At 58.1% G+C, this 24,319-nt stretch carries 20 protein-coding genes; 7 read left to right on the forward strand and 13 right to left on the reverse strand.

Annotated features, from left to right (window positions below; all coding sequences use genetic code 11):
- From AAAB35_RS03025 to AAAB35_RS03035, 3 genes are all read right to left on the reverse strand, one after another.
- The coding region (locus AAAB35_RS03025; RefSeq protein ID WP_340666754.1) for an Arm DNA-binding domain-containing protein at window positions 1-250 on the reverse strand (250 nt) is incomplete at its 3' end.
- 338 nt (window positions 251-588) lie between these two features.
- The gene (locus AAAB35_RS03030; RefSeq protein ID WP_340666755.1) at window positions 589-1,932 is read right to left on the reverse strand and encodes a tetratricopeptide repeat protein; all 1,344 of its coding nucleotides are present in this window, start codon (window positions 1,930-1,932) and stop codon (window positions 589-591) included.
- 45 nt (window positions 1,933-1,977) lie between these two features.
- Window positions 1,978-2,454, reverse strand: a complete 477-nt coding sequence (locus AAAB35_RS03035) for a type VI secretion system tube protein Hcp (RefSeq protein WP_340666756.1) — start codon at window positions 2,452-2,454, stop codon at window positions 1,978-1,980.
- Between the two features lie 297 nt (window positions 2,455-2,751).
- Between AAAB35_RS03035 and AAAB35_RS03040 the strand changes: the two genes are divergently transcribed.
- On the forward strand, window positions 2,752-3,801 hold the full coding sequence (locus AAAB35_RS03040; protein ID WP_340666757.1) for a trypsin-like peptidase domain-containing protein: 1,050 nt from the start codon (window positions 2,752-2,754) through the stop codon (window positions 3,799-3,801).
- A gap of 9 nt (window positions 3,802-3,810) precedes the next feature.
- Here the strand turns inward: AAAB35_RS03040 and grrM are convergent, their stop codons facing one another.
- From grrM to AAAB35_RS03060, 4 genes are read right to left on the reverse strand one after another with little or no spacing between them, the layout of a single operon-like run.
- Window positions 3,811-4,986, reverse strand: a complete 1,176-nt coding sequence (gene grrM, locus AAAB35_RS03045) for a cyclophane-forming radical SAM/SPASM peptide maturase GrrM/OscB (protein ID WP_340666758.1) — start codon at window positions 4,984-4,986, stop codon at window positions 3,811-3,813.
- Window positions 4,971-5,231, reverse strand: a complete 261-nt coding sequence (locus AAAB35_RS03050) for a hypothetical protein (protein WP_340666759.1) — start codon at window positions 5,229-5,231, stop codon at window positions 4,971-4,973. The genes grrM and AAAB35_RS03050 overlap by 16 nt, the downstream gene beginning before the upstream one ends.
- Window positions 5,228-8,755 carry a hypothetical protein gene (locus tag AAAB35_RS03055; RefSeq protein ID WP_340666760.1) on the reverse strand — a complete coding sequence of 1,176 codons (3,528 nt, stop codon included), beginning with the start codon at window positions 8,753-8,755 and terminating at the stop codon, window positions 5,228-5,230. Before AAAB35_RS03055 ends, AAAB35_RS03050 begins: the two co-directional genes overlap by 4 nt.
- 14 nt (window positions 8,756-8,769) lie before the next feature.
- Entirely contained in the window at window positions 8,770-10,497 is a 1,728-nt protein-coding gene (locus AAAB35_RS03060) for a hypothetical protein (RefSeq protein WP_340666761.1), read from the reverse strand.
- A 796-nt stretch (window positions 10,498-11,293) separates the two neighbouring features.
- Here AAAB35_RS03060 and AAAB35_RS03065 point away from each other — a divergent pair.
- Genes AAAB35_RS03065 through AAAB35_RS03075 form a run of 3 tightly spaced genes read left to right on the forward strand, consistent with a single transcriptional unit; the run spans window position 11,294 to window position 14,865 of the window.
- Window positions 11,294-11,659, forward strand: coding sequence for a hypothetical protein (locus AAAB35_RS03065; protein WP_340666762.1), 366 nt, complete (start codon window positions 11,294-11,296; stop codon window positions 11,657-11,659).
- Between the two features lie 58 nt (window positions 11,660-11,717).
- Window positions 11,718-14,012, forward strand: a complete 2,295-nt coding sequence (locus AAAB35_RS03070; RefSeq protein ID WP_340666763.1) for a DNA/RNA non-specific endonuclease — start codon at window positions 11,718-11,720, stop codon at window positions 14,010-14,012.
- A 19-nt stretch (window positions 14,013-14,031) separates the two neighbouring features.
- Complete coding sequence (locus tag AAAB35_RS03075) at window positions 14,032-14,865, forward strand: N-acetylmuramoyl-L-alanine amidase (protein ID WP_340666764.1); 834 nt, start codon at window positions 14,032-14,034, stop codon at window positions 14,863-14,865.
- Between the two features lies 1 nt (window position 14,866).
- Here the strand turns inward: AAAB35_RS03075 and AAAB35_RS03080 are convergent, their stop codons facing one another.
- Window positions 14,867-15,805 carry a homocysteine S-methyltransferase family protein gene (locus tag AAAB35_RS03080; RefSeq protein ID WP_340666765.1) on the reverse strand — a complete coding sequence of 313 codons (939 nt, stop codon included), beginning with the start codon at window positions 15,803-15,805 and terminating at the stop codon, window positions 14,867-14,869.
- A 222-nt stretch (window positions 15,806-16,027) separates the two neighbouring features.
- Between AAAB35_RS03080 and AAAB35_RS03085 the strand changes: the two genes are divergently transcribed.
- Complete coding sequence (locus tag AAAB35_RS03085; protein ID WP_340666766.1) at window positions 16,028-16,687, forward strand: TetR/AcrR family transcriptional regulator; 660 nt, start codon at window positions 16,028-16,030, stop codon at window positions 16,685-16,687.
- 94 nt (window positions 16,688-16,781) lie between these two features.
- Window positions 16,782-17,264, forward strand: a complete 483-nt coding sequence (locus AAAB35_RS03090) for a MaoC family dehydratase (protein WP_340666767.1) — start codon at window positions 16,782-16,784, stop codon at window positions 17,262-17,264.
- A gap of 26 nt (window positions 17,265-17,290) precedes the next feature.
- Here AAAB35_RS03090 and AAAB35_RS03095 read toward each other — a convergent pair whose 3' ends face one another.
- The 5 genes from AAAB35_RS03095 to AAAB35_RS03115 all read right to left on the reverse strand — a co-directional run bounded on the left by AAAB35_RS03095 (window position 17,291) and on the right by AAAB35_RS03115 (window position 23,827).
- Window positions 17,291-18,451, reverse strand: a complete 1,161-nt coding sequence (locus tag AAAB35_RS03095; protein WP_340666768.1) for an alpha/beta hydrolase — start codon at window positions 18,449-18,451, stop codon at window positions 17,291-17,293.
- Window positions 18,452-18,619: 168 nt separating this feature from the next.
- Complete coding sequence (locus tag AAAB35_RS03100) at window positions 18,620-19,174, reverse strand: sarcosine oxidase subunit gamma (RefSeq protein WP_340666769.1); 555 nt, start codon at window positions 19,172-19,174, stop codon at window positions 18,620-18,622.
- Window positions 19,167-22,178, reverse strand: a complete 3,012-nt coding sequence (locus AAAB35_RS03105; protein WP_340666770.1) for a sarcosine oxidase subunit alpha — start codon at window positions 22,176-22,178, stop codon at window positions 19,167-19,169. The genes AAAB35_RS03100 and AAAB35_RS03105 overlap by 8 nt, the downstream gene beginning before the upstream one ends.
- 3 nt (window positions 22,179-22,181) lie before the next feature.
- Window positions 22,182-22,547 (reverse strand): sarcosine oxidase subunit delta, encoded by a 366-nt coding sequence (locus AAAB35_RS03110; protein ID WP_340666771.1) that lies wholly within the window; start codon window positions 22,545-22,547, stop codon window positions 22,182-22,184.
- Window positions 22,548-22,573: 26 nt separating this feature from the next.
- The gene (locus AAAB35_RS03115; protein ID WP_340666772.1) at window positions 22,574-23,827 is read right to left on the reverse strand and encodes a sarcosine oxidase subunit beta; all 1,254 of its coding nucleotides are present in this window, start codon (window positions 23,825-23,827) and stop codon (window positions 22,574-22,576) included.
- A 393-nt stretch (window positions 23,828-24,220) separates the two neighbouring features.
- Between AAAB35_RS03115 and rpsU the strand changes: the two genes are divergently transcribed.
- Window positions 24,221-24,319 (forward strand): 30S ribosomal protein S21 (gene rpsU / locus AAAB35_RS03120; protein ID WP_340666773.1); only part of this gene is annotated, 99 nt, incomplete at its 3' end.

Genomic DNA, 24,319 nt, shown 5'->3' on the forward strand with positions numbered 1-24,319 from the left:
CGCGGCCTTCCGACGCCGCGCGTATGATGCGCAGAGCCCCCTCCCGTGCTTGCTCCACTGTGAATGGGCCAAATGTGCCGATCTTCACGCGACGCTGGGCTCGGCCAATTCGAACCTGGGTAACAAAACTGATACGGCCAGTTGGGTATATTCGCGCGCCGAAGCCTGGGGTCGCGGAGCACCACAAGAATACGTCACGAGCCGGGTCTGGCCTCGCCGCGTCCAGAATGCGCTTCGTCAATTTCGGCATTAGGGTCTCCGCTACCGGAAGCATATCGGAAGCACCCCGGGGTAATCAAGGGAAACTATCAGTCACGACGAGTAAACTGACTATCAGGATTCACGACACCATATTAGTAACTTACTAGTGAAGCGGTAATGTGCGGAATACCTGGGAAATCCTGTTCCCCTACGTTGACATCGTAGGGGTCACAGGTTCAATCCCTGTCACGCCCACCATCTTTCAAGGACAGTTTGGAGGTTGTCCACAAACCGTCCGGATCCGCCTTCGTCTCTAATCCGAATGTTTTCGTGGCCGCTCTTCGGAAGCGGTTACGGTCTGCGCGTCGGCATCGATAGCTTCGTCCGTCATTCCTTTACGTATTGGTCCGATTTTACCGCACGAATCACCAGCCCTGGAACCGGCACGCCTGCCTCCATGCGTAATTCGGCTTGGATGACCTCCGACTGCAGGCCCGAGAATGTCAGCAACTGTTCAACGTACGCCCGAGCATGACTGTAGCGGCCATGCAACTCGAGGCGGTAGTCGACATTCACACTAGCCCCGACAGCGTGTTCGAGCGTGAACACCAAGAGCCCTTTGGGGCGTAGCGCACCCGCAAACGCCGCTATGACACCTTTGAGGTCGCCGAAATAGACGAGCGTGTCGCCCGACACAATCATGTCGAAAGCCTCGCTGTTGTCCCGCAGATACTCGCTCAATTCCCCTTTCACCAATGCGTCGTAGACGTGCTTATCCTTGGCGTGCGTGAGCATGCCATCGGATAGGTCCACGCCGACGAGGCGGCGCGCGAAAGGTGCGACCAGTGTGCCGCAAAGTCCGGTTCCACACCCTGCATCAAGGACGTCGAAGCTGTGCGAAGGCTGAATGCCGCATTCCTTCAGCATTGCCACTATAAGCGCCGGCGCACGATACGCTAAACTCGCGAGTTTCGCTTCGAAACTCGCCGCAAAACTGTCGAACGTCGTCTCAATGAACCCATTTGACGCTCGTTTCGGCACATCTCGACCGGTACAAGCCGCCAACATGTGCTGCGCAATCGGATTTCCCGGCTCTTCTTCCAGCCATTCATCAAGGATCTTCGTCGCCTCACCGACCTCGCCCAGTGTGCAGTGTGCCAGGGCCAGCAGCTTTCGCGCCTCGGGGTGCCTGGGTGTCAGCGTGATCACTTTGCAATAACAAGCCGCGGCTTCTTCCGTCCGCTTCAAATTGTTAAGCAGATTGCCGAGATTAGTGTATGCGTCAATGTGATTGGGGTGCAGGCGGATGGCTTCACGATATGCGGCTTCCGCTTCAATCGGCTGTCCCGTCGCTCGCAAGAGCACTCCCAGATTGTTGTGCGCGTTCGCGTGGCCCGGATCGATGGCGATTGCAAGCCGATATGAGTCAATTGCGCGGTCCAGCCTTTGTTCTGATTGGAAGACGATACCAAGGTTGCTGTACCAGTCAGCTTGATCCGACACGAACTCAACGCTTCGTTGGATGAGCGCGAGGGCCTCCTTGCTCCGCCCCTGTTGGTGCGCGAGCACGCCCGCGTAATGCAGTCCACGTGGATGATCCGGTGCCGTCTCAAGCACGTGGGCATAAATCTTTTCGGCCTCGAGGAATTGTTCGTTTCTTTGCAGGAGGATTGCGACCGAAACCGCTTCGTCGAGCGTCAGCTCACGCGTTGATGGTTCTGGAGGTTCCATAATCTGTCCAAGCGATCCTTGGCCCGCCTCCGGTCGAACGTGGCTCTAGCCGGAAGTGTTGGTTTTGATGTTGAACTTGAAATGGATCCCCGCATCGAGGGTCCCATCGGGCCTCTGTGGCCTGTATTCGAAGTCGACCTTTGCAAAAGCAAGACTGACGTTTTCCGATCCCGCCGAGCCACTGGTGTCGCCAAGCGAGACGCTGGTGACGATGACGTCATTCATCTTGATAATGAGGTACTCCTGCTGACCTTTGCCCGCCTTGCGATGTGTGATTGTGGCTTCCTTCAAATGCGAACCTGTCGCGCATGCCTTCAGCAGGCTCGGAGACGCCTTGTCGATGGTGTGAACGAAAAGAAGATCGTGGAAGCTTGCCCTGCCGGCACCGGAGCCGCCGCCACCAACACTCGCAGTATTTGTGACACCCCAAGAGAGCGATAGAACCTCAATTTCGTCCCGATGTTTGGAGTCGAGAGATTCGCCCTTGATGTCCCCGATCTTTGCAAAAATGTCTGATGCCATCTGGGTGCACCTGATCAATATGTCGTCCGATCGACGGTCGACAGGCTGTGAAGTCAAGCAGACAGCTAGTCTGGTGTCAAGATTGTGGTCGCGGCGATGGCGTTTGCGGTTGGGACTAGGACAGGGCGCATATTGTCCCGCTTTCTTACAATTGCGGTCCGGCGCACCGATCATCTGAACGCTCAAGACCGTGTCATCCTGTGAAGCCATAGCACTATCGCCGTGGCGCAAGCTGACGCCCACATGTATGATCGCGGTATAATCAGTCCGCAACGCAGTGGATGATGGGGGTGCATCATGGATTGGAACGAGCTTTCAGGGCCGCAGTTGAAGATCTTGCGCGAAGCCGTCCTCCGCTCGTTTCCGACCGTCTCGCGCTTCGATATGTTCCTCTCTGATGAACTCGACAAGGGATCAGTGTCAAACGAGGTCGGGCCCGGCAGCTACGAGCAACAGATACATGCCTATTTGCTCAACATTCAATCCGAAGGATGGACCGACAGTCTCGTTGATGCCCTGCAGAAACAACGAGGCAAGAACCCGTGGGTGCGCCGGCTGCCGGATGCAATCCGGGCGGCAGGTACTTCCGCGCCGGAAAGATTGGCAACCCCCTCGATGCAACTCGAGAAGATTGTGCAGGGCGGCGGGTTTGCCGATCTCAGGATATGGGCGCAAAGCCTGGCGCTTGTCAGCGCGGCAACCTGCAGAATCGATTTCCCAAGCGGACAGCCGCAGGGCACCGGTCTTCTCGTCGCGCCCGATCTGGTGCTCACGAATTATCATGTCGTGAAGAGGCAGATAAACAAGGAGGCGAGCCCGGCCGACATCTTCTGCCGTTTCGGCTATGCCCGCGATGCCAACGGTCTTGATGAGGGCACTCCCTATGGTCTCGCTGATGGCGAAGCCTGGAAACTCGACGCGAGCCCTTTCGACGTGGCCGACACAAACGGTGCGGGCATCGCGAGTTCGTCAAATCTCGACTATGCCCTACTGCGTCTCGCCACGCCGCTGACGGACTGGAAACCGATCCGGGTCGCGGCCAATATCGCCCTTCCCAATGCGGACTTGCCGGTTCTCATTGTTCAGCATCCTGCAGGAACGCCGCAAGCGCTGGCGATCGGCAAATCGCTTGGCACCAACGAAAGTGGTTCGCGCTTCCGCTACGATGCCGATACGCTTGGCGGCTCGTCGGGCTCGCCCGTCTTCAATCAGAGGCTGGAACTCGTCGCGCTTCACCATGCCGGAGATCCAAGGTCCGAGATTCGGGCCGCATACAACCAGGGCATTCCGATCGGTCTCGTCGTCGCGGCGTGGCAAGCGAAGCAGATCCCCCAATTTTGGCAATAAGTTAACCCGCTACGGCGAGTTGGGGCGGCTTGGCGCTGTCGCAATCTCACGTTCGATCTCTGCCAGAACTACATCGGCCACCGCCTGATGCGACAGGCGGCAGAACATGGTTTCTGTGCTGTCGAAGGATTTGTTCTCGAATAGTTTGTTGACCGGAGCACCGCCCATGCAGAGGTTGAAATAGGCGCAGTTCTCCTTGCATCGACTAACTCCGGCGTCGATTTCCCGCCACATCGCCCGAAAGGCCGGTGACGCGAGGATGCTGGCAGGTGTCGCGTCGGCGAGATTGCCAATGCAGAAATCGCCATATGTTTCATTTTCGAGGCCGGCAAGTTCGGGCGAGAAGGTGAAGAGGTCGCCGCCAGTCGCTACCGTCACGATTCCGAATGGCGCATTCTGGGAGTTATAGCCAAAATAGCCGAAGGCCGGACTTTGCAGGCAGGCGAGAAGGTCCTCGCGTTCACGGATTAAAATGGATCGAACGGCGGCCCGAGCCCGTTCGGACGTCCGGGAAAAGAACCGCCGAAATGCGGCGGCTGAACCTTCCCCTTCGAGCGTTGATGACTCGACCGCTCCCTCAATTTCCTCGACGTTGAATCCCACATGGCGGATATCCTCCGCCTCGAAGAAATCCATAAGTTCCTCAGCAGCGTCGAGTGTCGCCTTGCCGACGACGCAGATGATGTGGAACGGTACGCCACGACGGCGCAGATGGTCGATGCCGTGCATGACTTGGGCGTGTGTGCCCTTGCCCGCTCGGGTCTTGCGCCGCGCGTCGTGAAGCCGGGCTGTCCCATCGAGGCTAACGCCGACACGCATGTGTGTCTCCAGGAAGAAGTCGCACCACGTATCATCGATCAGCATGCCGTTCGTTTGAATGGCATGCGGAACAGTAAGCCCCGGTGGCGCGGCCCGCTCGACGGCGGCAATGGCCTGTCTGTACCATTGCGGCGAAACGACCAAGGGCTCGCCGGCATGCCAGACCACTGTGAAGTCCGGCGCATTCAGTTCAGCACCGAAAATGAAGCCCGCGGCGCGGCTTACTGTTTCCAGCGACATAACCGCCCGGTCATCACGATGCGGCAGGTAGCAGTAGTCGCAATTGATGTTGCAGAAGGCCGTCGGCTGCATGACGAGCAGCCGGGTGGTGGCACGCAAGGACTGCGCGTCTAATAGTTCTGCCATCCATTCGCCCAGTTCGGAAAATTGCCGAAGTTCGGGAAGTTTTGCCATTGCGCGATCTGCACGCCGTCGGGATGGGCCAGTTCCGGCTTGCCGATTGCTTTCAGATAATCAGCTCGTATCTGCTGCAACCGGTCGATCGCGCGAATGCCGTCTTCGGCCGCGGGCGATGCTACGCCAGCCTGGGAAAGGCCGACAGCCGCCAGGGCGCTTATGCCCAATGTGCGCAGGTTATTCCTGTTCTTCATTCTGCAACTCCAGGCCAACTTCCATTGGATTTCGCGACGAATGCCTTGCAGTCTGCGATCTCCTTGCACGTCTCCGGCACGCGATACTTGAAGCCGGACGCCTTTTGCTGCAAGGCGCCATCGGCATTGAGCCACCGCATGCCAAGAATCTTCGTCAGCGGCTCTGTTCCAACGAGATATCGCCACTTCCGCAAATCGATATCCTCGATCCACAGCCAGTCGCCCTCAACACCCGCATCAATGATTTTCGGACCGGTATGCACGATCCGGGTGCGAACGGCATGCCCATCGTCCGGTTCGCTGCTGCCATTGCCGCGATACTGTATTTCTATCGTGTTCTGACAGGGTCGCAGATCATCGAGGCATTTCTTGCTGTCATATCCCGATCTATATACCACAAGCTGCTTGTCATTTGTATCAAGAACCACCGGCCCAGCGTTGCAGGTACGATACGTTGGGCGCGTATCCAGCCCCTTTGTGTCTTCCGGAGCAGCCATGTCCGCACCATTCGCATAGCGGGTAACGACGTAGGAGGTGCAGGTTCTGGCAAGTTTGGGCGCGCCTGAATTGGCGATCAACCCTGCTCCAGCCATGCCGGTATCGACCGGGATCGGATCAGTCAGACCCGTGGTTGACCACAAATAGGCATCTTCGCCCAAAGGACCGAGTTTAGGTATCAGGAACCCGACTACGGGGCCCGAATGGATGAATTTCACGCTGGTGGGATCAACCTCCTCGAGCTTGTCCCGGAAAAAGCGATCCTGAATCATCAGGTTCATCTTCTCGCCGCTCTCGGTCGATCGCGGTCCGCGCACGCCAAGCGGCGTCGGTGTCTTCAGGCGCTGTAGGCCCACATAGGCGTCAAGCTGGTTGGGATTATCGATGGGAGTATTGGGCGGATATTTTAGATCGAGGCGGAAAAACCAGTTTTCGTCCTTGGAACCGCATTCCAGCGTGGTTACAACCGTTGGGAGACCGCCAAGCTCTCTCTCATCGAACCGCGACGGCACCTTGAAGACCATGCCGCGGGCGTTACGACTGTCCTTCACCAATTTGCAGTTGGCCCCTTCGGCCTGTCCTTCCGGTGTCTCGGTTGCGAAGGTGATCATGAGGTCTGAGCCATAGATGGCGCGTGCGCCCTTATCGATGTTGCCGATGGTCTTGCGCAAGACAGACATCTGCTGGTCATCGAGATTGCCCGACTGATAGTCGGCCTTCACCTTGTCGATCAGCCAATTCAAGGCCCGGTCATCGGCGGCGTTACGCGGCGCTGTCGAATTGGCGAGATCGTTGACTGCCAGCGCGCGGCTGAGCTGCTCCGCCAAGCCGTTTGCCTTATTGCTTTCGCTGAGGGCGTAAAGGAAAGCACTACCGGCAGCAAATGCTAGGACGACAATGACACCAAAGACCCAAACGGCGGCCGCCTTCAGCTGTTTTACGCGTTTGCCACCCCATTCGCGCCATTTGACTGCATCGCGCCAAAGGTCGCCAATCCAGCTGATGCGTTCGGTGGGTTCCGCGAGCGCCTGGCTGGTATCGCCGATCGAGACGAGCTGTTTCTTTTTCTCAACGAGGACATCCTTGGCCCATGCAAAGCTGTAGCGGGAATCCGGACCGAACAGGAGCTGCAGGATCGCCTGACTTTCCGATGGGATCAGTGTGCTGGCCGCTTCCCAATTCCTGTGAAACAATCGGTCCAGAACCCCGCCGTCAACGCTGTCGACCGCCGGGAGTTCCTGGATCGCAAGTTGCGCCAGACGCTGTTCGAGGCGCTTTTGCAATTCAAGATGCTGTTTGTAGGCCGCCCAGTTACGAATTAGCGACTCGTGCGTGACATTATAGATGTCCGACTTCGCGCCGTTCTCGGACGGCAGGAGTTCTACAAGGCCCGCATATTCAAACTTCTGGAAAGCATCGTTGAGATAGGAGCGCAAGAGGCCCCTCGCCGTCTTCGAGGTTCCAAGACGGACCGCCCCGGCGCTCGTCGCCAGCATCTCGTCGACTGAAACGAATTTCCTTACCGCCTGGCCACCATCGTCGAGCTGCGCAAGACAGCACAACGACACCGAAAGGATGCCCTCAGCCTCCAAGCGCAGATCGTTCTGGCCACCTTTGAAGCCTTGCTCCTCCGCCATCGCCGCCATGACGTCCTCGGCTTCGGCAAAGACCCGATCGGCAGCAGCATTGAGGCAGCGTCCGAGCCGGCATACTTGTTCATTCGAAGCGCTCGGAGTCCAGCCGGGGACGGAAGCAAGATGCTGCGTGCCGATTTCCAACAGCGCGTCCTCATTCTTTGCCCGTCTCGCAATCCAGTCATCGACGGCCCGTTCCCAAACGAGAGGCAGGAAATGCTGCAGCAGTGGCAGTTTGTCAGCCTTGTGTTGCAGGGCCTCACCCGCTTCGCGATAGGCGTCCTTGAGTTCTTTCACCGCCTCGGGCGTGTACGGCGCGAGCCGGGCTTCGACGGACGCGTCGAGGGGCAACTCCCAGAGCTTGGCAAGCCGCCGTGCCGGCTCGACGATCGCCGCCTCGATGTCGTCGCCGGCGACGAGATCAACCAGGTACATCGACGAATTGATGACCTCGGCCATGCCGGCATATTCGGAAAACCGGTGCAGTTCCTCGCTGCGCATGGTGGCAACCGCAAACAAGCACACGGGCTTGTACTCGTAGATATCGCGCAGCAGGCCGATCAGGGCCTTGCGACCATCGGCGTCGCACTCCTTGCGGAATATTTCCTCGAACTGGTCGATATGGAGTAGGAGAAGCGGGCGCCCACCGCGCGAACCATAACTGGCCGCTTCGTCAAGGGTCGCAAGCACTTCACTGACGAAATCGAACACCGAGCGCGTCGATATCGTGCCTTTGCTGGGTGATATTTCCCGGTCCAGCCATCGCCGCGTTGCGGCCTCGACATCGTGCTGCGTGGCGTCATCGGGCCATTCGATGCCGAATTCGAGTGCCGCTGCCCGGATACGGTCCCTTGCCTCGTGGATGGACGCCGATTTCTCCGCCACCGAACGCTCAGGGAAATCACCTTTTGGCGTCTCATCGGCATCGGGGTCGATATAGGCCAGGTCGATGATGGACCGCAGGACGCCCCACAAAGCCTGCTGCAACTGCGCGATCGGATTTGTCGCCGGGCGCATTTCGGCAACGTACCACGCGCCCCACTGCCCTTTTATAGGAATACTGTCGAGTTCGGCGATGAGGCCGGCGCGCGTCAGCGAAGATTTGCCGCTGCCCGAACCGCCAACGACGAAGGTCATTCTGCCGGAAGTCGCTGCGTTTTCGGTCTCGCGATTGGCAAAGAACTTCTTCAGGTCGCGCTTTTGCGCTTCTCGTCCGCAGAAATACCGGGCAAGTTCCCTGCGAAAACTGCGCAAGCCCGGATAGGGTGTCGTGATGAGAATACCCGCCGCCTTGGCGAAGCACGACTTGTCCCCCGACTGCCAACGCCGGATGAAAATCTCGGCATGGGTCTCCGGCAGGTCCGTCGTCGCTGCACCGGGGATAACGTTCACGCGTACCGCCTCCCCTAATGGTGCATCAGGTCTCTGGCCGCATCGATCAGGTGATTCATATCGTTGCGATTGAAATCGAGTTTGTTGTTGTCGCGTTTGACCTTGAGCAGGTTCCAGCGTCGAACCGAGAGCCCCTCGTCAAATTTGAGACCATCGAATTTATCGAAATTTTGGAACAGTACGGCGATCCTAAAAATCTTGGGCTCGCGATCGGGGAAATATTCCCCAACCAGCCGGTCAATACGTGTATCCCAATCCTCGAAATGATTGATGGTGTGCTGCTTGTCGCCGGGTCTTGTCCTCTGATCATGGGCGGCGACGATATTGAGTTGGGCCCGATCAAAACGACTGACGCTCTCTTCGAGGCTGTCGAGTGAGACAGCGACAGTTTCATATTCTCCTGGCTTGACCACTGTCTTGCCCAGTTCCTGGAGGTTGGTTGACAGCAACTCGCGGTTCGGGTCGCTATCGGGCAGATTTTCGAAGCGTGTGCGTAACTTGCTCTCGCAAAGCTCCCCGAAGCCAGCAAGCTCGGCAAGTTTTGCCCCAATCTCTTCTACCGAGCCCGTCCAGGCGGATTCGACCTTGCCGCACTCCATGCCGTCCCACCACTCTCCTTCGGACCGCCAGTAGACCCGCTGAAACTGACCGACGACATCGCGCCAGATCTTGACGATATTATCGTCCGAATAGCCCAAGGCATCCAGGAGCGGCATCATCAACGCGTCCTTGAGACCTGCGACCGTCGTGTTCTTGTCCGACGCCGAGCGTACGAAAATTGGCGACAACTTGAACAATTCGTCCCGCTGCGGGGCGGTCAGCCGCTTGGTTGCGCCCCAGCCATCCTCCCAGTGCTGCACGCGATCCGAATCGAACCGCCGGAGAAACTGAAAAAGCGCAAGGTCTCCGGGCTGCCCGCTCGCGCCATTGGCAAGCGCAGGACTGCCGAGCAACATGATGCTTGCCAGTTTTGTCTGCGATGTCGTCCGAGGTTCGTCCGGGAGCGCTAGAAATTTTTCAATCGCGACGCGGGCGTTCGCCCGATCGGTGGGCTCGTTCCTAAGCTCACGGATCAATATCGGCTCTTCGTCGATCGAGGGATACTTCCCCCGATACCGATCCTTCCACTTGTTCCACCAGGCGACCATCTCCTCCTTCTCGTAGAACAGCATGAATCGCTTGCGTGCCTCAGGAGGACCGGAGCGGGACATAAGCCAATCGTTGAACGCGAATTCGAAGACTGTGTTCTCGGTGGAGTCGAGGTTTTCCAGATCGACCGGCGTCAAAATGGCGAGGAAGTGCCTCGACTGACTGATCTGTTCCATCTTCAGTTCGGTCACTTTTGCCCACAGGTCCGCGGTAAAGGGATGGTAATTCGCGAAGTAATCGAATACGCCTTCATCGAGGCAATACTTGAATGCAACTTCACCTTGGGTAAAGGTTCTGAACCACTTGTCTTTATCTATGTCGACGGGGTCCATAAGAGATTGAATCTGTACGGCAATTCGCTTTCGGTCCGTAAGAATCCGCAGCAACTTGTCCATCAATGCTTCAGGAATGATCGTTTTGACGATGTATTCCTGCAATGCCTCCTCGTAGCCAAGCTCCAGATTGACCACCGTGGCAGGAAGGGGTGAAAATTCCTGATCGGAAAGAAATATCGAGAACAGGTTCAGGTTGGGAAAGGCCTGACCAATCAAATATCGAAGCAATTTGATTTCACTACCGCTCAAGTCACTCACGCAAGCGTCCCCCGAGACACGAGAACTCCGGACAGTGAATATAGCATAAATTACTTAAAGTTCACTCGGATAGACTGGGGAATCTTTAATCACTTGGTATTAACATATTGGTCCACAACTTGCCCGTCGCATGTGCACTACAACTAAGTACTCGATTTCATTGCGGAAATGACTGCAGAGGCGGGAAGATGTCTTTATGCGCGCCACAAGGCACGTTCAAGAAGCGCTGCAATCGATCTCGCGACGATGGCTCTGTGCCAGGAGCTTTGAGGAAGAGCACGAGGATGTTTTTCTTGCTCAACACTCAATTGCTAAACGTGGCACGCGCCACGACTCTTCCGGTCCGCTGAAGAGCCCCGCTGCCGCGCATCAGACGACACGACCGCAAATTCGCATGTTTGGCGCCTGCGCGAAGCAATGCTTTGCGCCACTATTCCTATTTGACGCGGCTAATTCCTTTGGAGCGGATGCGCCGATTTCCAGCAGATTCCGCTTGATCAAGCGCATTTTTGTGTCAATATTACCAAATATTCGCTCGGTAAGTACATGGCGGCGAAAGATTTTTACCAAATTATAGTTAGCAATACTGATATTGATCGCGTTTATTGACGCAACAGGAAATGCTCAAGATTTTCGATCGAAATGTTTAGCATAGCAAGCAGTGCATATCGGCAACCCGAAGAACGCGACCTGACCGCGACATCGGGTATTGCCGTGGAAAGCAGACTGAAGTTGCGCCCGTTACGGAGCCAGGCGTTGGCGGGTCTTGGACTGTGTACCATTTGCGGAGGAAACGATGCCTGCGACCCCTCAACTACTCGATCTCGCGGCGCTCGGCACGATTGGCGGAATGACCCTCGCGACAACGGCGGTGACCAACGGCCTGTGGCGGTCGCTTGGCTGGCAGCCGCGATGGCTGGGGCTCATGGTTTCGTTGGTCATCTGCCTCGCAACTGCATTCTTTGCTGGCAACACCGCCGGGGCGGACCTCTTCCTTGCGGTCCTCAACGCTTTCATCGTCTACCTCGCGGCCGCCGGTACCAGCGGTGCCGGCGCGGCCATCCAGGGTGGAGACGTGCCGACTCCGGCAAACGAGGGCCGAGAATTGCCGGGAATGGAAGAAGAACCGTCGGAAAGGCAGTTCCTGCGCTCTTGGTTCTAAGTAGTGGGCGTTCGGGAAGGCTGACAAGTTCCGCGAAGATGCGGACGGGTGGGAAAAAATGGGGAATACGGACGCCGAAAGGCTGAAGGAATATCTGGCGCTCATCACGAAAAAACATGGCGGGATCGAGCCGATCAGAAACATGCTGGACGAGCAAAGCAAGGCCGGAGGCGATTCCGGGCTGGAAAGCATGCCCAGCGAGTCGGATGAGGTAAAACTGGCCAAATCCGGCCTTGAGGCCATCGAACTGGGCCGTGATCCGTCGGAAGGCGAACTCTACGGGCTTGAGGCGATCATTCTGCCGGATTTACGCCCGGCCATCGACATCGTCGACAATACATTTTCGGTGACCCATCCGCTCTGGCGGCGTCTATCGGACGACGCTGAAATCCGGACGAGGATCGAAACGGTAATTCCGTCGATCGGACGCATAGAGCTCCCAGGAAACAACAAATATCCCTATGGGGGTACGGGCTTTGTCGTCGGCGACGGCCTGCTGATGACTAACAGACATGTCGCAGAGATTTTCGGGAGGGGGTTGGGCGACCGGAAACTCTCATTCGTAGATGGCGCGCGGGCGGCGATCGATTTCAAGCGCGAACAGGGGCGACCGACCGGACCGATGATTGATGTTGTCCGAGTGGTCATGATCCATCCCTACTGGGACATGGCGATCCTGGCGGTGAACGGACTTCCTGATACGGCCAAGCCTCTGAAACTTTCGCTGTCGGATGCGCGCGACCTCACTGGCCATGATATATTCGCGATCGGTTATCCCGCTTTCGATCCGCGCAACCCATCCGCAGTCCAGAACGATGTCATGGCAGGGCGCTACGGCGTCAAGCGCTTGCAGCCCGGTGAACTCCAGGGCGGCATGACGACGTCGAGCTTCGGCAAGATGGTTCCAGCAGCGACGCATGATTGCTCTACGCTCGGCGGGAATTCAGGATCGGCGATACTCGACCTCGACAGCGGCGAAGTGTTGGGGCTGCATTTCGGCGGGCTTTATCAAAAGCAGAACTATGCCGTGCCAGCCTACGAACTTTCCCGCGACAGCCGCGTGATAGCGGCCGGTGTTCAATTTGCCGGAACGCCGAGCGGCGGTGCCAACGATTGGAGCGAGTGGTGGCTGCGGGCCGATGGCGCTGAACTCGTGACGCATGGCGCGGAAGGGGACCAAACCCCGAAGAACGGCGCTTCACGCGCCGCCGGCTCCGCCACGTCGATCACAGTCAAGCAACCTCGTGAGGCCGGGCGTATTGTCCTGCCCTTGCGAATCACCATTTCCGTCGAACTCGACGATCAACAAGCATCCGTCATTGCGACCGAGTCAGCCGGCATCGACGGGCCCGATATGACCGAGACCGCACGTGCACCGTTCCGGGATACGGATTTCAGCACCCGCAAGGGCTATGACACGCATTTTCTCAACGATCCGCGACAGGAGGCGATTCTCGCGCCTGTCGAGGTCGCGATGCCACAGCCGGCGGATGCGAGCGCGCTCGCCAGGACACGGATGGGAGCCGACATTCTTCACTACGAGAACTTTTCAATCAGGATGCATGCGCAACGCCGCCTGGCACTAATCACGGCGTCCAACGTGACCAAGGCGCCCGAACTCAAACGGCCTGAACCCGGACGGGACTATACGCGTCGTGGCCTTTCCGGCCTCGGCGAAAGCGACCAGGAGTTGTGGTTCACCGATCCACGCCTTGACGAGTCATTTCAGATCCCAGACGTGTTTTTTACCAAGGATCGCAAAGCTTTCGATAAGGGACACATTGTGCGCCGCGATGACGTCGCCTGGGGCGCAACCTATGACCAGCTAAGGCGGGCCAATGGCGACACATATCACGTTACCAACTGTTCGCCGCAGGTTGCGGACTTCAACAGGGCTGCGAAGGGTCACGAAAATTGGGGCGATCTCGAAAACTGCGTGCTCGCCGACGCGGCGAACGAGCGGCTCTGTGTCTTTGCCGGTCCCGTGCTCAACCCTTCTGACGAGGTGTTTACAGGCGCCGGCTACGGGGGGCCGGTGCTGCGCGCCAAAATCCCGTCGCGCTATTGGAAGGTGATCGTCAGCCGCGTCGCTGACGGCATTGCCGCCTATGGCTTCATGCTCGAGCAGAACCTCGCGGACGTCGACTTCGAATTTGCGGTGCCGGCAGAGTTCGTGCCGGCAATGTATCCCATCGCCGAAATCGAACGCATAGCGGGTGTTCGCTTTGACGACCACGTGCGCAAGGCCGACCAGCACGACACGGTACGCGGGACGGAGGTTGGGCTGCGAGCCGGCACACCCCATAAACAAGTGGCGGCAGATGGGCGACACGGAACCGCCCGCGCCCCGTAAAAATAGGGAGGACTTTTCAATGCCACGTTGTCCTTTTGCGACTTGGAAACCCATCAGTGGTTCGTCGGGAACCTATACTGGCGGCCCATTCAAGATTGTTCACCACACGACCGAGGGAAGTTCGGCAAGCGGCGCGTTCGACGCGTTCAAGAAGAACAAGTCCGACCCGCATTTTACAGTCGATGCAACGACCATATACCAGCACATCGATACGAACACGGCTGCGCGGGCCCTAAGGAACCTTGCGAACGGAGTGCAGACCAACCGCGATTCAGCCATACAGATCGAAGTCGTCGGTTTTGCGCACCGGCCAAAAGTTCGCGCAACGCTCGAGAATGTCCGCCGCCTGTGCCGGTGGCTCGAAGCGACGCATTCCATTCCGAAAGTATGGCCCAATGGCCTGCCGAAACCTGCCGTCAACGGTCAGGACCCCGGTGGTCACAACCGCAACGCCAGCAATTGGGACACCAAGGGTGGTCATTACGGCCACAGCAACGTGCCCGAGAATACCCACTGGGACCCAGCCTATACCAAGCCGGAAGTTGATTTCCTGATGCTCGAAGATACGGAGGGGCCAGAAGTCGTGGAGGGCCTCGAAACCATTCCGCTCTTTGACCCTGGCCTCGAGAGCGACCACTCGCACATGCCAGACCACGCTGATCCCGAAGGCACCCACACCGAGATGCCGCCGAGGAAGCGCAAGCCCGCCGCGAAAGCTGCCCCGCGAACGAAAAAGGCGGTCAAGATCGATGAAAGTCCCGTCGGGACTGCCAAGGTAGCACGACTCGCGGCTAGCACGAAGAAGGCTCCGCGGACGCCCGTTAGAGACAAGGCGCCCAGGAAGATCGACTAACTTAAGCGGCGCATGCTTCGCATATGGCTGCCACGTGCCGATGGTCGGTGCCGCAGCAACCGCCGAGGACACGCATTCGCGGGAACGAATGCGTCAACGCGCGATAGCGCCCGCCAAGATCGAGCGGGTCGCCGGCATCGAGCGTAGTCGAGTCGTCGAGTTCGGCGTGGCTCTTGGTCGAGGCGTTGGCTCTAAGCCCGCCTATGCGGCCCGTCCATGCTCCACCCTGGTCGAGGACTTCGGCGAAGTGCGTGGGATGCGCGCAATTGATCATGTAATACTGCGGCGCCCCGCTCGTCGCCTCGTCCACACGTTCGATCGCTTCACCGAGCGACATGCCCGTCACCAGCCTGCCATCGGTTTCCACGGTGAAGGAGATCACGCAGGGAATTTTGCTCGCATGGGCCGCGCGGGCGATGCCGATCGCTTCGTTGTAATTGGTGAGCGTATAGGCCGCGACCATGTCGGCCTCAGTATCAGCAAAGGTTTCGATCTGAGCAGTGTGATAGGATTCAGCCTCATCAGCGTCCATATTGCCCGCTTTATAGCCGTCCTCCCGTGGACCGATTGCGCCACTGATCACACAGGGCGTAGCAGCTGTTTCATATTCCCCGCGAAGCTCGGCAAGCAGATCCACCGAACGGCGGTTGATGGCGTCAAGGTCCGCCAGACCATAACCGAGCTTGGCACCCCAATCGGGATTTGCCCGCCATGTCGGCGTATCGAGGATGAAACCCGTTCCGTTCTTTCGCGCAATATTGAGGTAACTGAGATAGTAGTTCTTCAGATGCTTGCGCCCTTCCGCATTCGCCATCAACACGAATGAAGCAAATTCCGGGAGCTCGATGCCCTCGAGGAAAATAAGTGTCGTTTCCATTCCCCCATCGCTGAGGAACATGTTGCCGGAAAGCTGCGGCAGATTCTGGCGGTATTTTGCCATGATCGTCTCCAAGGTTCGCTGATTTAACTGTTGTCGGTATGATCCTTTTTGCGCTCTTCGGGGCATTCGATCTAGAAAGCTTGCGGTGCGGCTACCTGTTCGTTTGAAAATCCATCGCCATTTCATTGAGATAGCTGGAGCATTGGTCGCGATTGGCCTATCCGTGGTATGCTCGCTCACTGCAAAACTGTATCGATGGTACAGTAAAGTCTGGGGGAGGCCATGGGTAAGGGCGAGGAAACCCGAGAACGGATTATCGAAATCGCAGAAGCTTCGGTCCTCGCCAAGGGGTTCGGTGCCACGTCGATCGAAGAGATCATTGCCGAGGCCGGCATCACCAAGAGCGGGTTTTTCTATCACTTCAAGGACAAGAACGAACTCGCCCACAAGATGGTCCGGCGTTACGTCGACGAGTATAATCGTGTCTTCGATGAAATATTCGAGCGCGGGCACCAATTGTCCGACGACCCGCTTCAAGCCTTCCTCATCAGCCTCAAACTTCTTGCCGAAACCATGTCCGATCTTCCCAGCGGACATCCCGGTTGCCTGATAGCCAGCATCTGCTATCAGGAGAGGCTTTTCGACCGCAACGTTCGCAATCTCATCGCGCAATCGGTGAAAGAGTGGAACATCCGCTTCCGCGCGATTCTCGACGACATTGCCGATGTTCACCCCCCGCGCGACGCGATCGATCTTGACGATGTGGCTGATATGCTCTCATGCGTCGTCGATGGCGCCATCATCATGTCGAAGGCGCTCAATGATCCCAAACGTCTCGAACGACAGGTTCTTGCATTCCGCAGCTTCGTCAAACTGTTGTTTTCGCCTGGGACCGCTCCGCTCGAAAGGCAGCTCCGGCCAGATGCCATACCGGCCGGATGACGCCAGTGTCCCGCATCACGGGATGACAATCGCGACGTAACCAGCTATCGAACAGCCTCAAACACATTAAAAGACGTTCGGAAAGCACGAAGTTATGAAGGAAGCGATTTCGCTCAAGCAATTGAAGGACGCGGTTGGGACCGAGATCGGCTGCTCCGAGTGGCGGGTGGTCAGCCAGGAGATGATCAATCAGTTTGCTGACGCCACCGATGATCACCAGTTCATACATACAGATCCGGAACGGGCGGAGAAGGAAACGCCCTTCGGTGGAACGATCGCGCACGGCTTCCTGACGATCTCGTTGCTGTCGACGCTGGCTTATGAGGCCCTTCCCATGCTTGAAGGCGCGACCATGGGTATCAATTACGGGTTCGACAAGGTTCGCTTCATGGCGCCCGTCAAATCGGGAAGGCGTGTTCGCGCACGCTTCAAACTGGTCAACGCGGACATCCGCCCGTCGGGCCGCGTTCTCAACAATTACGAAGTGACACTCGAGATCGAGAACTCGCTGAAGCCGGCGCTCGTCGCCAATTGGTTGACGATTGCGGTACTGGAAAATCCGCCCGAAATGGATTGATCGTCAAGCTGCCTCGGGCTACGTGGCTAGCTTGCCTTCAACGCTGCGGATCCCCTGTATTTCGTCACGAGGTCTTCGAACGGAAAGGGTCCCTGAACAAACATGCCCATGTCGTAGTGATTGCGAATTTGCGCGCCTTTCAGGAACAGGAGGTGCATCTTGAAGAAGTTCTTCTTTGCTCGGGCATAGCGCTTCGCGCTGTGAATATGCTTGAAACGCAGTCGCTGAATGATTGGGGCACGGCGCGGCTTGATTCCGAGCGCTGTCGCCGGGTCGGACTTATAAAAATGCACGATATTCGTGATCGTCTGGAACTCGGCCCAACTTACTGGCGTCTCCTGCATCACCACACGCGCATCTTCACGCAAGCCGGCGGCGCGCGGATGAAACGCGATCATCAAAAGGCAGGAACCGGCAGCGACGAATGAAACAGGCTTGCGCTTGATCAGGTCCGGATCCATCCGCCACACGTCGGCGATGGCTTCGACGGCGGGGCCTGTCCCAATGCTGTGACCGATGATTACGACCTCGTCCGCGCCACTCGCCCTCAATTTCGCCGCAAGGTTGGCGGCGAAGGCTTTACGACGTTGAAGCAGACTTGGATTGCGACGGTAGATACGATCCGAAGCCGCCGCCCAGTCATCGAGCAAGTAGGAAAAGAACACCTTCTCCCCCGGCCAGCGAATGAGCACCCGGCCGATGACGAGTGCGAGCGGGATTGTCCAAAGAAGGTGAAGCTTGCTGTTGTCTGCGAGCAATGGAAATAGACCAACACCGATCGCGACGAGCGTCACGAAGCAGGCATATGCGAACGGCCACAGGAAGAAGATGCAAAAGCGCCAGCTGGTGCGCAGATATCGCCAGAATGTACCGGTCAACAGGATATCGACGAACGCGATGAGACCGGTTGCGAACCTTGTCGCGACCCCGCGCGCTGCATAGGCATCGAAAATATCCGCGGAGCCGTAGTGGCAGAATTTCGTTTCGGTTTGCCAGTCGCTGCCACGCGTCGCGATATCCATGGACGCAATGTTGTCTCCCTCGGCAACCATCTGACCGGCAACGGTTCTTGCCCCCCATAGCTTGTTGAAATCCGCCGCGCTGTTGAGATAGCGCCCGCGCACCGCATCGGGGTGAAGGCCTTCGTAGCCCGTGAAATTGATGACGAGACGCCTTCTGACGGCCATTTCACTTCTCTCGGCAAAGGGACCACGCGAAATCGTCAGTCGTACCTATAGCTGCAAAGGCGCAGCCATCCACAATGAGGGAAGGCTGCGCCATATGTGCGCGCCGTTTACATGAAAATTGCCGGACTGCACAACCGGAACTTATGCAGCAAGAAAATCAGCAGTCGATCAGACCCAGATGTCGCGGGCGGATTCCTGCAGGAACGCAAAAGCATAAGGTGAAAACGAGCGCCAGCACTCCACCCGGAACGTATTCTCCGTGGTGCGCCACAGGACGATTTCGATCTTGCCAAGGACGGTCCGCGATACCGCGCCCGCCGGAAAGGCACGCAAGGAAAGGTCCTGCGGGCAGCCGCCATTGACGACACCCTCGGCACCTTTGCCGGAAACGACGATCCCGACGTTGCGATGCGAAATATCGACGGCCGAGTGCATCACCTTCACCTTGGCAAGGTCGGCAAGAAGTCCGCTTTCCGCATCATCGATAAGCAGCCATTCATCGGGACCGAGCCAGAGCGCAGCCCGGCTACCGTTCACTGCTGTCGATTTCGGTTTTGTCGGAAGCGTCAAACCCAGCGCTTTCGAAAGTGCAGCGATAGCATCGGGACGGGCGCGCAGCGAAACGCGCGTCGCATTTTCGGCAAGGGTCACCGACACCGAGGCCGGACCGGCACGGCCCGACTGCAGCGGATGCAAGCGCGTTGCCTGGATCATCTCAACCATTCAAACGCTCTCCCTTCTCGTCGAAGAACACGGTTCCCGTGACTTCCACTTCGATTACACCATTCGGCATCGGCACATAGAGCGTCTCGCCGAGACGCTTCGTGCCATCGATCACCAGCGCAAGGACAATGGAGCGGCCGCAGTTCTCCGACCAATAGGACGAAGTCACATGGCCGATCATCGTCATCGGCACGGGCTGGTTCGGGTTGGCGACGATCTGCGCCCCCTCCTCCAGTACCACCGTCGGATCGACGGTCTTGAGGCCGACAAGTTGCTTGCGTCCGGGCGCCACTAGATCGCGGCGCAAGAGCCCGCGAATGCCGACATAGTCGGTCTTGTTCTTGCCGATGGCCCAGGTGAGCCCTGCGTCCTGAGGCGTCACCGTCCCGTCCGTATCCTGGCCAACGATGATATAGCCCTTCTCGGCGCGCAGGATATGCATCGCCTCGGTGCCATACGGCGTCAGACCAAGCGGCTTGCCGCGCTCATAAATCGCTTCCCATACCGCCTTGCCATAGTCGGCAGGCACATTGATTTCGTAACCGGTTTCGCCGGTGAACGACATACGGAAGAGCCGGGTCTGTACGCCGCAAATCTTGCCTTCGCGCACACTCATGTGCGGCATGGCCTCACCGGACATGTCGATACCTTCGACCAGCGGTGCAATGATTTCGCGCGCCTTCGGACCCTGCACGGCGATCACCGCCCATTGTTCGGTCGTCGAGGTGAGCCAGACATTGAGGTGCGGGAACTCGGTCTGGAGGTAATCTTCCATATGGTTCATGACGCGCGGTGCGCCGCCGGTCGTCGTCGTAACGTGGAAGCGGTCTTCGGCAAGTCGACCTACGACGCCGTCATCATAGATGAACCCGTCTTCGCGCAGCATGATCCCGTAGCGCAGGCGCCCGACCCCGAGCTTTTCCCAGGGGTTGGTGTAAAGAAGCTCGAGGAACTTTGCCGCGTCGGGGCCAACGACCTCGATCTTTCCGAGTGTCGAAGCGTCGAAAATGCCCGCTTGGTTGCGAACCGCTACGCACTCCCGGTTGACCGCGGCATGCATGTCCTCGCCGGCCTGAGGGTAGTACCAGGCGCGTTTCCACTGGCCGACGTCCTCGAAGGCAGCGCCCTGCGCCACATGCCAGGCGTGCATCGGCGTGCGCCGTGTCGGGTCGAAGAGGTCATGCCGCGCATGATTGACGATTGTGCCAAACGTCACCGGTGTGAACGGCGGACGGAACGTGGTGAGGCCGACGGCAGGGATCGGTCGGTTCAGCGCTTCAGCGGCAATGGCAAGGCCATGAAGGTTGGACGTCTTGCCCTGGTCGGTCGCCATACCATTCGTGGTGAAGCGTTTGACGTGCTCGATCGAATGCATGCCTTCGCGCACTGCGAGGCGAACGTCCTTGGCTGTGACGTCGTTCTGAAAGTCGACGAACGCTTTGACGGTCGTATCCGGTCCAGCGCCCGCGGCCGAGCCGATCATACCGCCGATCCAACTCGCGCTGCCGGTCGCCGTCAACGATACTGCACTACCCTTGCCGGCGATGCCTGCCTGCTCGGCCGACAACCTGCCGGCAGCAAGTGCCTCGTCGATGACCTCCTGCAAGGCATCGGTTCCGTTGCAAGCGCCGACTGATACGCAGTCCTGTGCATAGGTTCCGGGGAGGAAACGCTCGTTTTCCGCGTCCCATGCAACCTTGCCGCGAGACTGCGAGAAGAGGTGCACCGAGGGCGTCCAGCCGGCGGATACGATCAACGCATCCACGGCAACCTTGCGCTCAATGCCACCCCTGTTGGGCTTGATAAGCATCGAAGCGACGCGCCGCTTGCCGCCCGCGCTGTACACGGCATGGCCGGGCAATATCTCGATGCCCAGCGACCGAGCCTCGTCGACGATTGCCGCTTTCGGATTGTCGCGCGTATCGACAATGATCGGAACGTCGATCCCGGCGCGCTTGAGGTCGATCGCCGCCGCATAGGCGGAATCATTGGCCGTGTAGACGCCAACCTTGCGACCGATCGCAACGCCATAATGATTGAGGAACATGCGCGCAGCCGAAGCAAGCATGACCCCTGGGCGATCATTATTGGCAAAAACCATATGCCGCTCGATCGCGCCCGTTGCTATCACGACCCTCCTGGCGCGAACCTGCCAGAGCCGTTCGCGCGGCATCGCGGCTGCGGGATTGCTGAGATGATCGCTGATCCGCTCCGCCAGGCCGACGAAATTCTGCGCGTAGTAGCCGAACGCCGTTGTGCGTACCAGCACGGTGACATTGTCCATGGCGCGCAATTTGGCGAGAGTTGCGGCGGCCCATTCATAGCCGGGAATGCCGTCGATCGTGACATCGCTCTCGTAGCGCAGCGCTCCGCCTGCTTCCGACTGCTCGTCACAGAGGATGACGGTTGCGCCCGTCGCTGCCGCACTTGTTGCCGCAGCAAGGCCAGCAGCTCCAGCACCGACGACAAGCACATCGCAATGGGCAAATCTGTTGGAATAGCGGTCCGTATCCGGTTCTCCAGGGACGACGCCCAGACCGGCTGCAGCGCGAATCTTGGGCTCGTAAATCGTCTTCCAAGCGAATTTCGGCCACATGAAGGTCTTGTAATAGAAGCCGGCCGGGAGCATCGGCGAGAACATGTCGTTGATCGCGCCGACGTCAAATGTGAGTGAAGGCCAGCGATTCTGCGACTTTACCTTAAGGCCGTCATAGATCTCCTGGACCGTTGCGCGGACGTTCGGCTGCTTGCGCGACTTGTCGCGCTCGATATCGACCAGCGCATTTGGCTCTTCGCTGCCTGCCGAAAGAATCCCGCGCGGACGGTGATACTTGAACGAACGACCGACGAGATGAATACCGTTGGCGAGCAGTGCCGATGCTAGCGTGTCGCCTTCAAGGCCGGTGAGGCTCTGGCCGTCGAAGGTGAAGCGGACGGTCTTTGCCGGCGTAAGGCGGCCGGCCCCTGCGATGCGGTTGCTTCCGGAATGAACCTGGGTGCTCATGGCTTAGGCCTCCGCTTTCTTGGCGCGCGGCGCCCGTGGCGCTGCGGATTCGACAACCACTTCTGCCGCTGTTCCTCGCGTGATTAGTTGCTCGACATTCGGCTTTGGTTCTCCGGCCTTGTAGACGGTCAGGAACTTGTCAGAGACGGAATCGCGCACTGCATTGAAGAACCGCCCACAGCCGTGGATGTGACGCCAACGCTCGAACTGAAGTCCCTTCGGATTCTGGCGGAAATACAGTAAGGCCGCGAAATCCTCGTCCGACTGATCGATGATCGAGGCGACACGAACCAGATGCGCCTCACCCGCGTTGCGGAATTCCAGTTCGGGGCGCTCTTCTTCGCAGTAGGGGCATTTGATGAGAAGCATTGTCTTCGTCTCGTTTCCAAAAAAAGTCAGTGCGCCACAGCAGCCGCGGCTGCCTCGTCGATAAGGCGGCCGGAGGTGAAGCGCTCGATCGTGAACGGCGCGTTGATCCGGTGCGGTTCGTCGCGCGCAATCGTATGGGCAAACACGTTGCCGGATCCGGGCGTCGCCTTGAAGCCGCCGGTGCCCCAGCCGCAGTTGACGTAGAGGCCAGAAACCGGGGTCTTGGCCAAAATGGGCGAACGGTCGGGAGTGACGTCAACGATGCCGCCCCAGGAGCGCAGCATCTTCAGGCGGGTCAACACCGGGAACATTTCGCAGATTGCATCAAGCGTGTGATTGATGATGTGAAGGCCGCCGGTCTGCGAATAGGAGGTATACTGATCAGTACCGGCGCCGATCACCATTTCGCCCTTGTCCGACTGGGAAATATAGGCGTGTACCGTGTTGGACATGATCACGCAGGGAACGAGCGGCTTGACCGGCTCCGACACCAGCGCCTGTAGTGGATAACTTTCGAGCGGCATACGCACGCCCGCCATATTCATGATCACTGAAGTATGGCCCGCAGCGACAACGCCGACCTTCTTTGCATTGATCGGACCGCGATTGGTGTCGACGCCAACCACTGCTCCGTTTGCTGCGCGGCGGACACCCGTGACTTCGCAATTCTGGATGATGTGCACCCCGCGATCTGCCGCGGCGCGCGCATAGCCCCAGGCCACCGCATCGTGCCTGGCGGTGCCGCCGCGACGCTGCAACGCAGCGCCAATGATCGGATAGCGCGCATCTGCGGAAAGATTGATCGGCGGGCAGAATTCCTTGACCTGCTCCGGCGTCAACCACTCATTGTCGATGCCGTTCAGCCGGTTGGCATGGATGTGGCGCTTGAACACCTGAACATCATGGATGTTGTGCGCCAGCATCATGACGCCGCGTGCCGAATACATCACGTTGTAGTTGAGGTCCTGGCTCAGCCCCTCCCAGAGCTTCACCGCATGTTCGTAGATACCGGCAGATTCGTCATAGAGATAGTTGGATCGGATGATGGTCGTATTGCGACCGGTGTTGCCACCGCCGAGCCAGCCCTTTTCAAGCACGGCCACATTGGTGATGCCATGCTCCTTGGCCAGGTAATAGGCCGTTGCGAGACCATGGCCGCCGGCGCCGACAATAATGACGTCATATTCCGATTTCGGTTCGGGCGACGTCCACTGTTGTTCCCAGCCTTTGTGGGCACGCATGGCTTCGCGGGCTAGAGCAAATACCGAATATTTCCGCATAACCTATTCCCTTTGCGCGCAACATGGCTTCGAGCGCGATTGTTCAAAGATTTTTCACCGGTTTCCTGTCCCCAAAATCGACATGGACTTTATCGACATGCGCGGCGTGTTAGCGCATCAGTATCGTATCTGTCCAAGTGTCTTTTGCCATTTTGCGACGGAGATTGGCGCGCGATGCCGGTCGACACCAAATTAAACCCCGGTCCATGGCTTTGCCGCGCAATTATCGGCCATTGAGCACAATAGCACCATGGACATCGTTTTCACTTTCTGATAATGCCGACCGCAGTTTGCGATGGATGACCGTCGCGAAGTCAGGTTCTTTGTCCCAAGATCTCCGATCAGGGTTCAATAGCCGGGCTCACCGAAATTCTAAGAGATACAGGATAAAACGTGCAGGTACTCGTACGCGAAAACAATGTTGATCAGGCTCTCCGCGTTCTCAAGAAGAAGATGCAGCGCGAAGGCATGTTCCGCGAAATGAAGATGCAT

Source organism: Phyllobacterium sp., from assembly GCF_037994425.1.
In the GTDB taxonomy this organism is placed as follows: domain Bacteria; phylum Pseudomonadota; class Alphaproteobacteria; order Rhizobiales; family Rhizobiaceae; genus Phyllobacterium.

Bases quoted from the DNA above. Each gene is read 5' to 3' on its own strand.
- AAAB35_RS03040 (WP_340666757.1), top strand. From the start codon at position 2,752: ATGGATTGGAACGAGCTTTCAGGGCCGCAGTTGAAGATCTTGCGCGAA.
- AAAB35_RS03070 (WP_340666763.1), top strand. From the start codon at position 11,718: ATGGGGAATACGGACGCCGAAAGGCTGAAGGAATATCTGGCGCTCATC.
- AAAB35_RS03090 (WP_340666767.1), top strand. From the start codon at position 16,782: ATGAAGGAAGCGATTTCGCTCAAGCAATTGAAGGACGCGGTTGGGACC.
- AAAB35_RS03050 (WP_340666759.1), bottom strand. From the start codon at position 5,231: ATGAAGAACAGGAATAACCTGCGCACATTGGGCATAAGCGCCCTGGCG.
- grrM (WP_340666758.1), bottom strand. From the start codon at position 4,986: ATGGCAGAACTATTAGACGCGCAGTCCTTGCGTGCCACCACCCGGCTG.
- AAAB35_RS03110 (WP_340666771.1), bottom strand. From the start codon at position 22,547: ATGCTTCTCATCAAATGCCCCTACTGCGAAGAAGAGCGCCCCGAACTG.
- AAAB35_RS03095 (WP_340666768.1), bottom strand. From the start codon at position 18,451: ATGGCCGTCAGAAGGCGTCTCGTCATCAATTTCACGGGCTACGAAGGC.
- AAAB35_RS03080 (WP_340666765.1), bottom strand. From the start codon at position 15,805: ATGGCAAAATACCGCCAGAATCTGCCGCAGCTTTCCGGCAACATGTTC.
- AAAB35_RS03100 (WP_340666769.1), bottom strand. From the start codon at position 19,174: ATGGTTGAGATGATCCAGGCAACGCGCTTGCATCCGCTGCAGTCGGGC.
- AAAB35_RS03115 (WP_340666772.1), bottom strand. From the start codon at position 23,827: ATGCGGAAATATTCGGTATTTGCTCTAGCCCGCGAAGCCATGCGTGCC.
- AAAB35_RS03030 (WP_340666755.1), bottom strand. From the start codon at position 1,932: ATGGAACCTCCAGAACCATCAACGCGTGAGCTGACGCTCGACGAAGCG.
- AAAB35_RS03065 (WP_340666762.1), top strand. From the start codon at position 11,294: ATGCCTGCGACCCCTCAACTACTCGATCTCGCGGCGCTCGGCACGATT.
- AAAB35_RS03035 (WP_340666756.1), bottom strand. From the start codon at position 2,454: ATGGCATCAGACATTTTTGCAAAGATCGGGGACATCAAGGGCGAATCT.
- AAAB35_RS03075 (WP_340666764.1), top strand. From the start codon at position 14,032: ATGCCACGTTGTCCTTTTGCGACTTGGAAACCCATCAGTGGTTCGTCG.
- AAAB35_RS03105 (WP_340666770.1), bottom strand. From the start codon at position 22,178: ATGAGCACCCAGGTTCATTCCGGAAGCAACCGCATCGCAGGGGCCGGC.
- AAAB35_RS03085 (WP_340666766.1), top strand. From the start codon at position 16,028: ATGGGTAAGGGCGAGGAAACCCGAGAACGGATTATCGAAATCGCAGAA.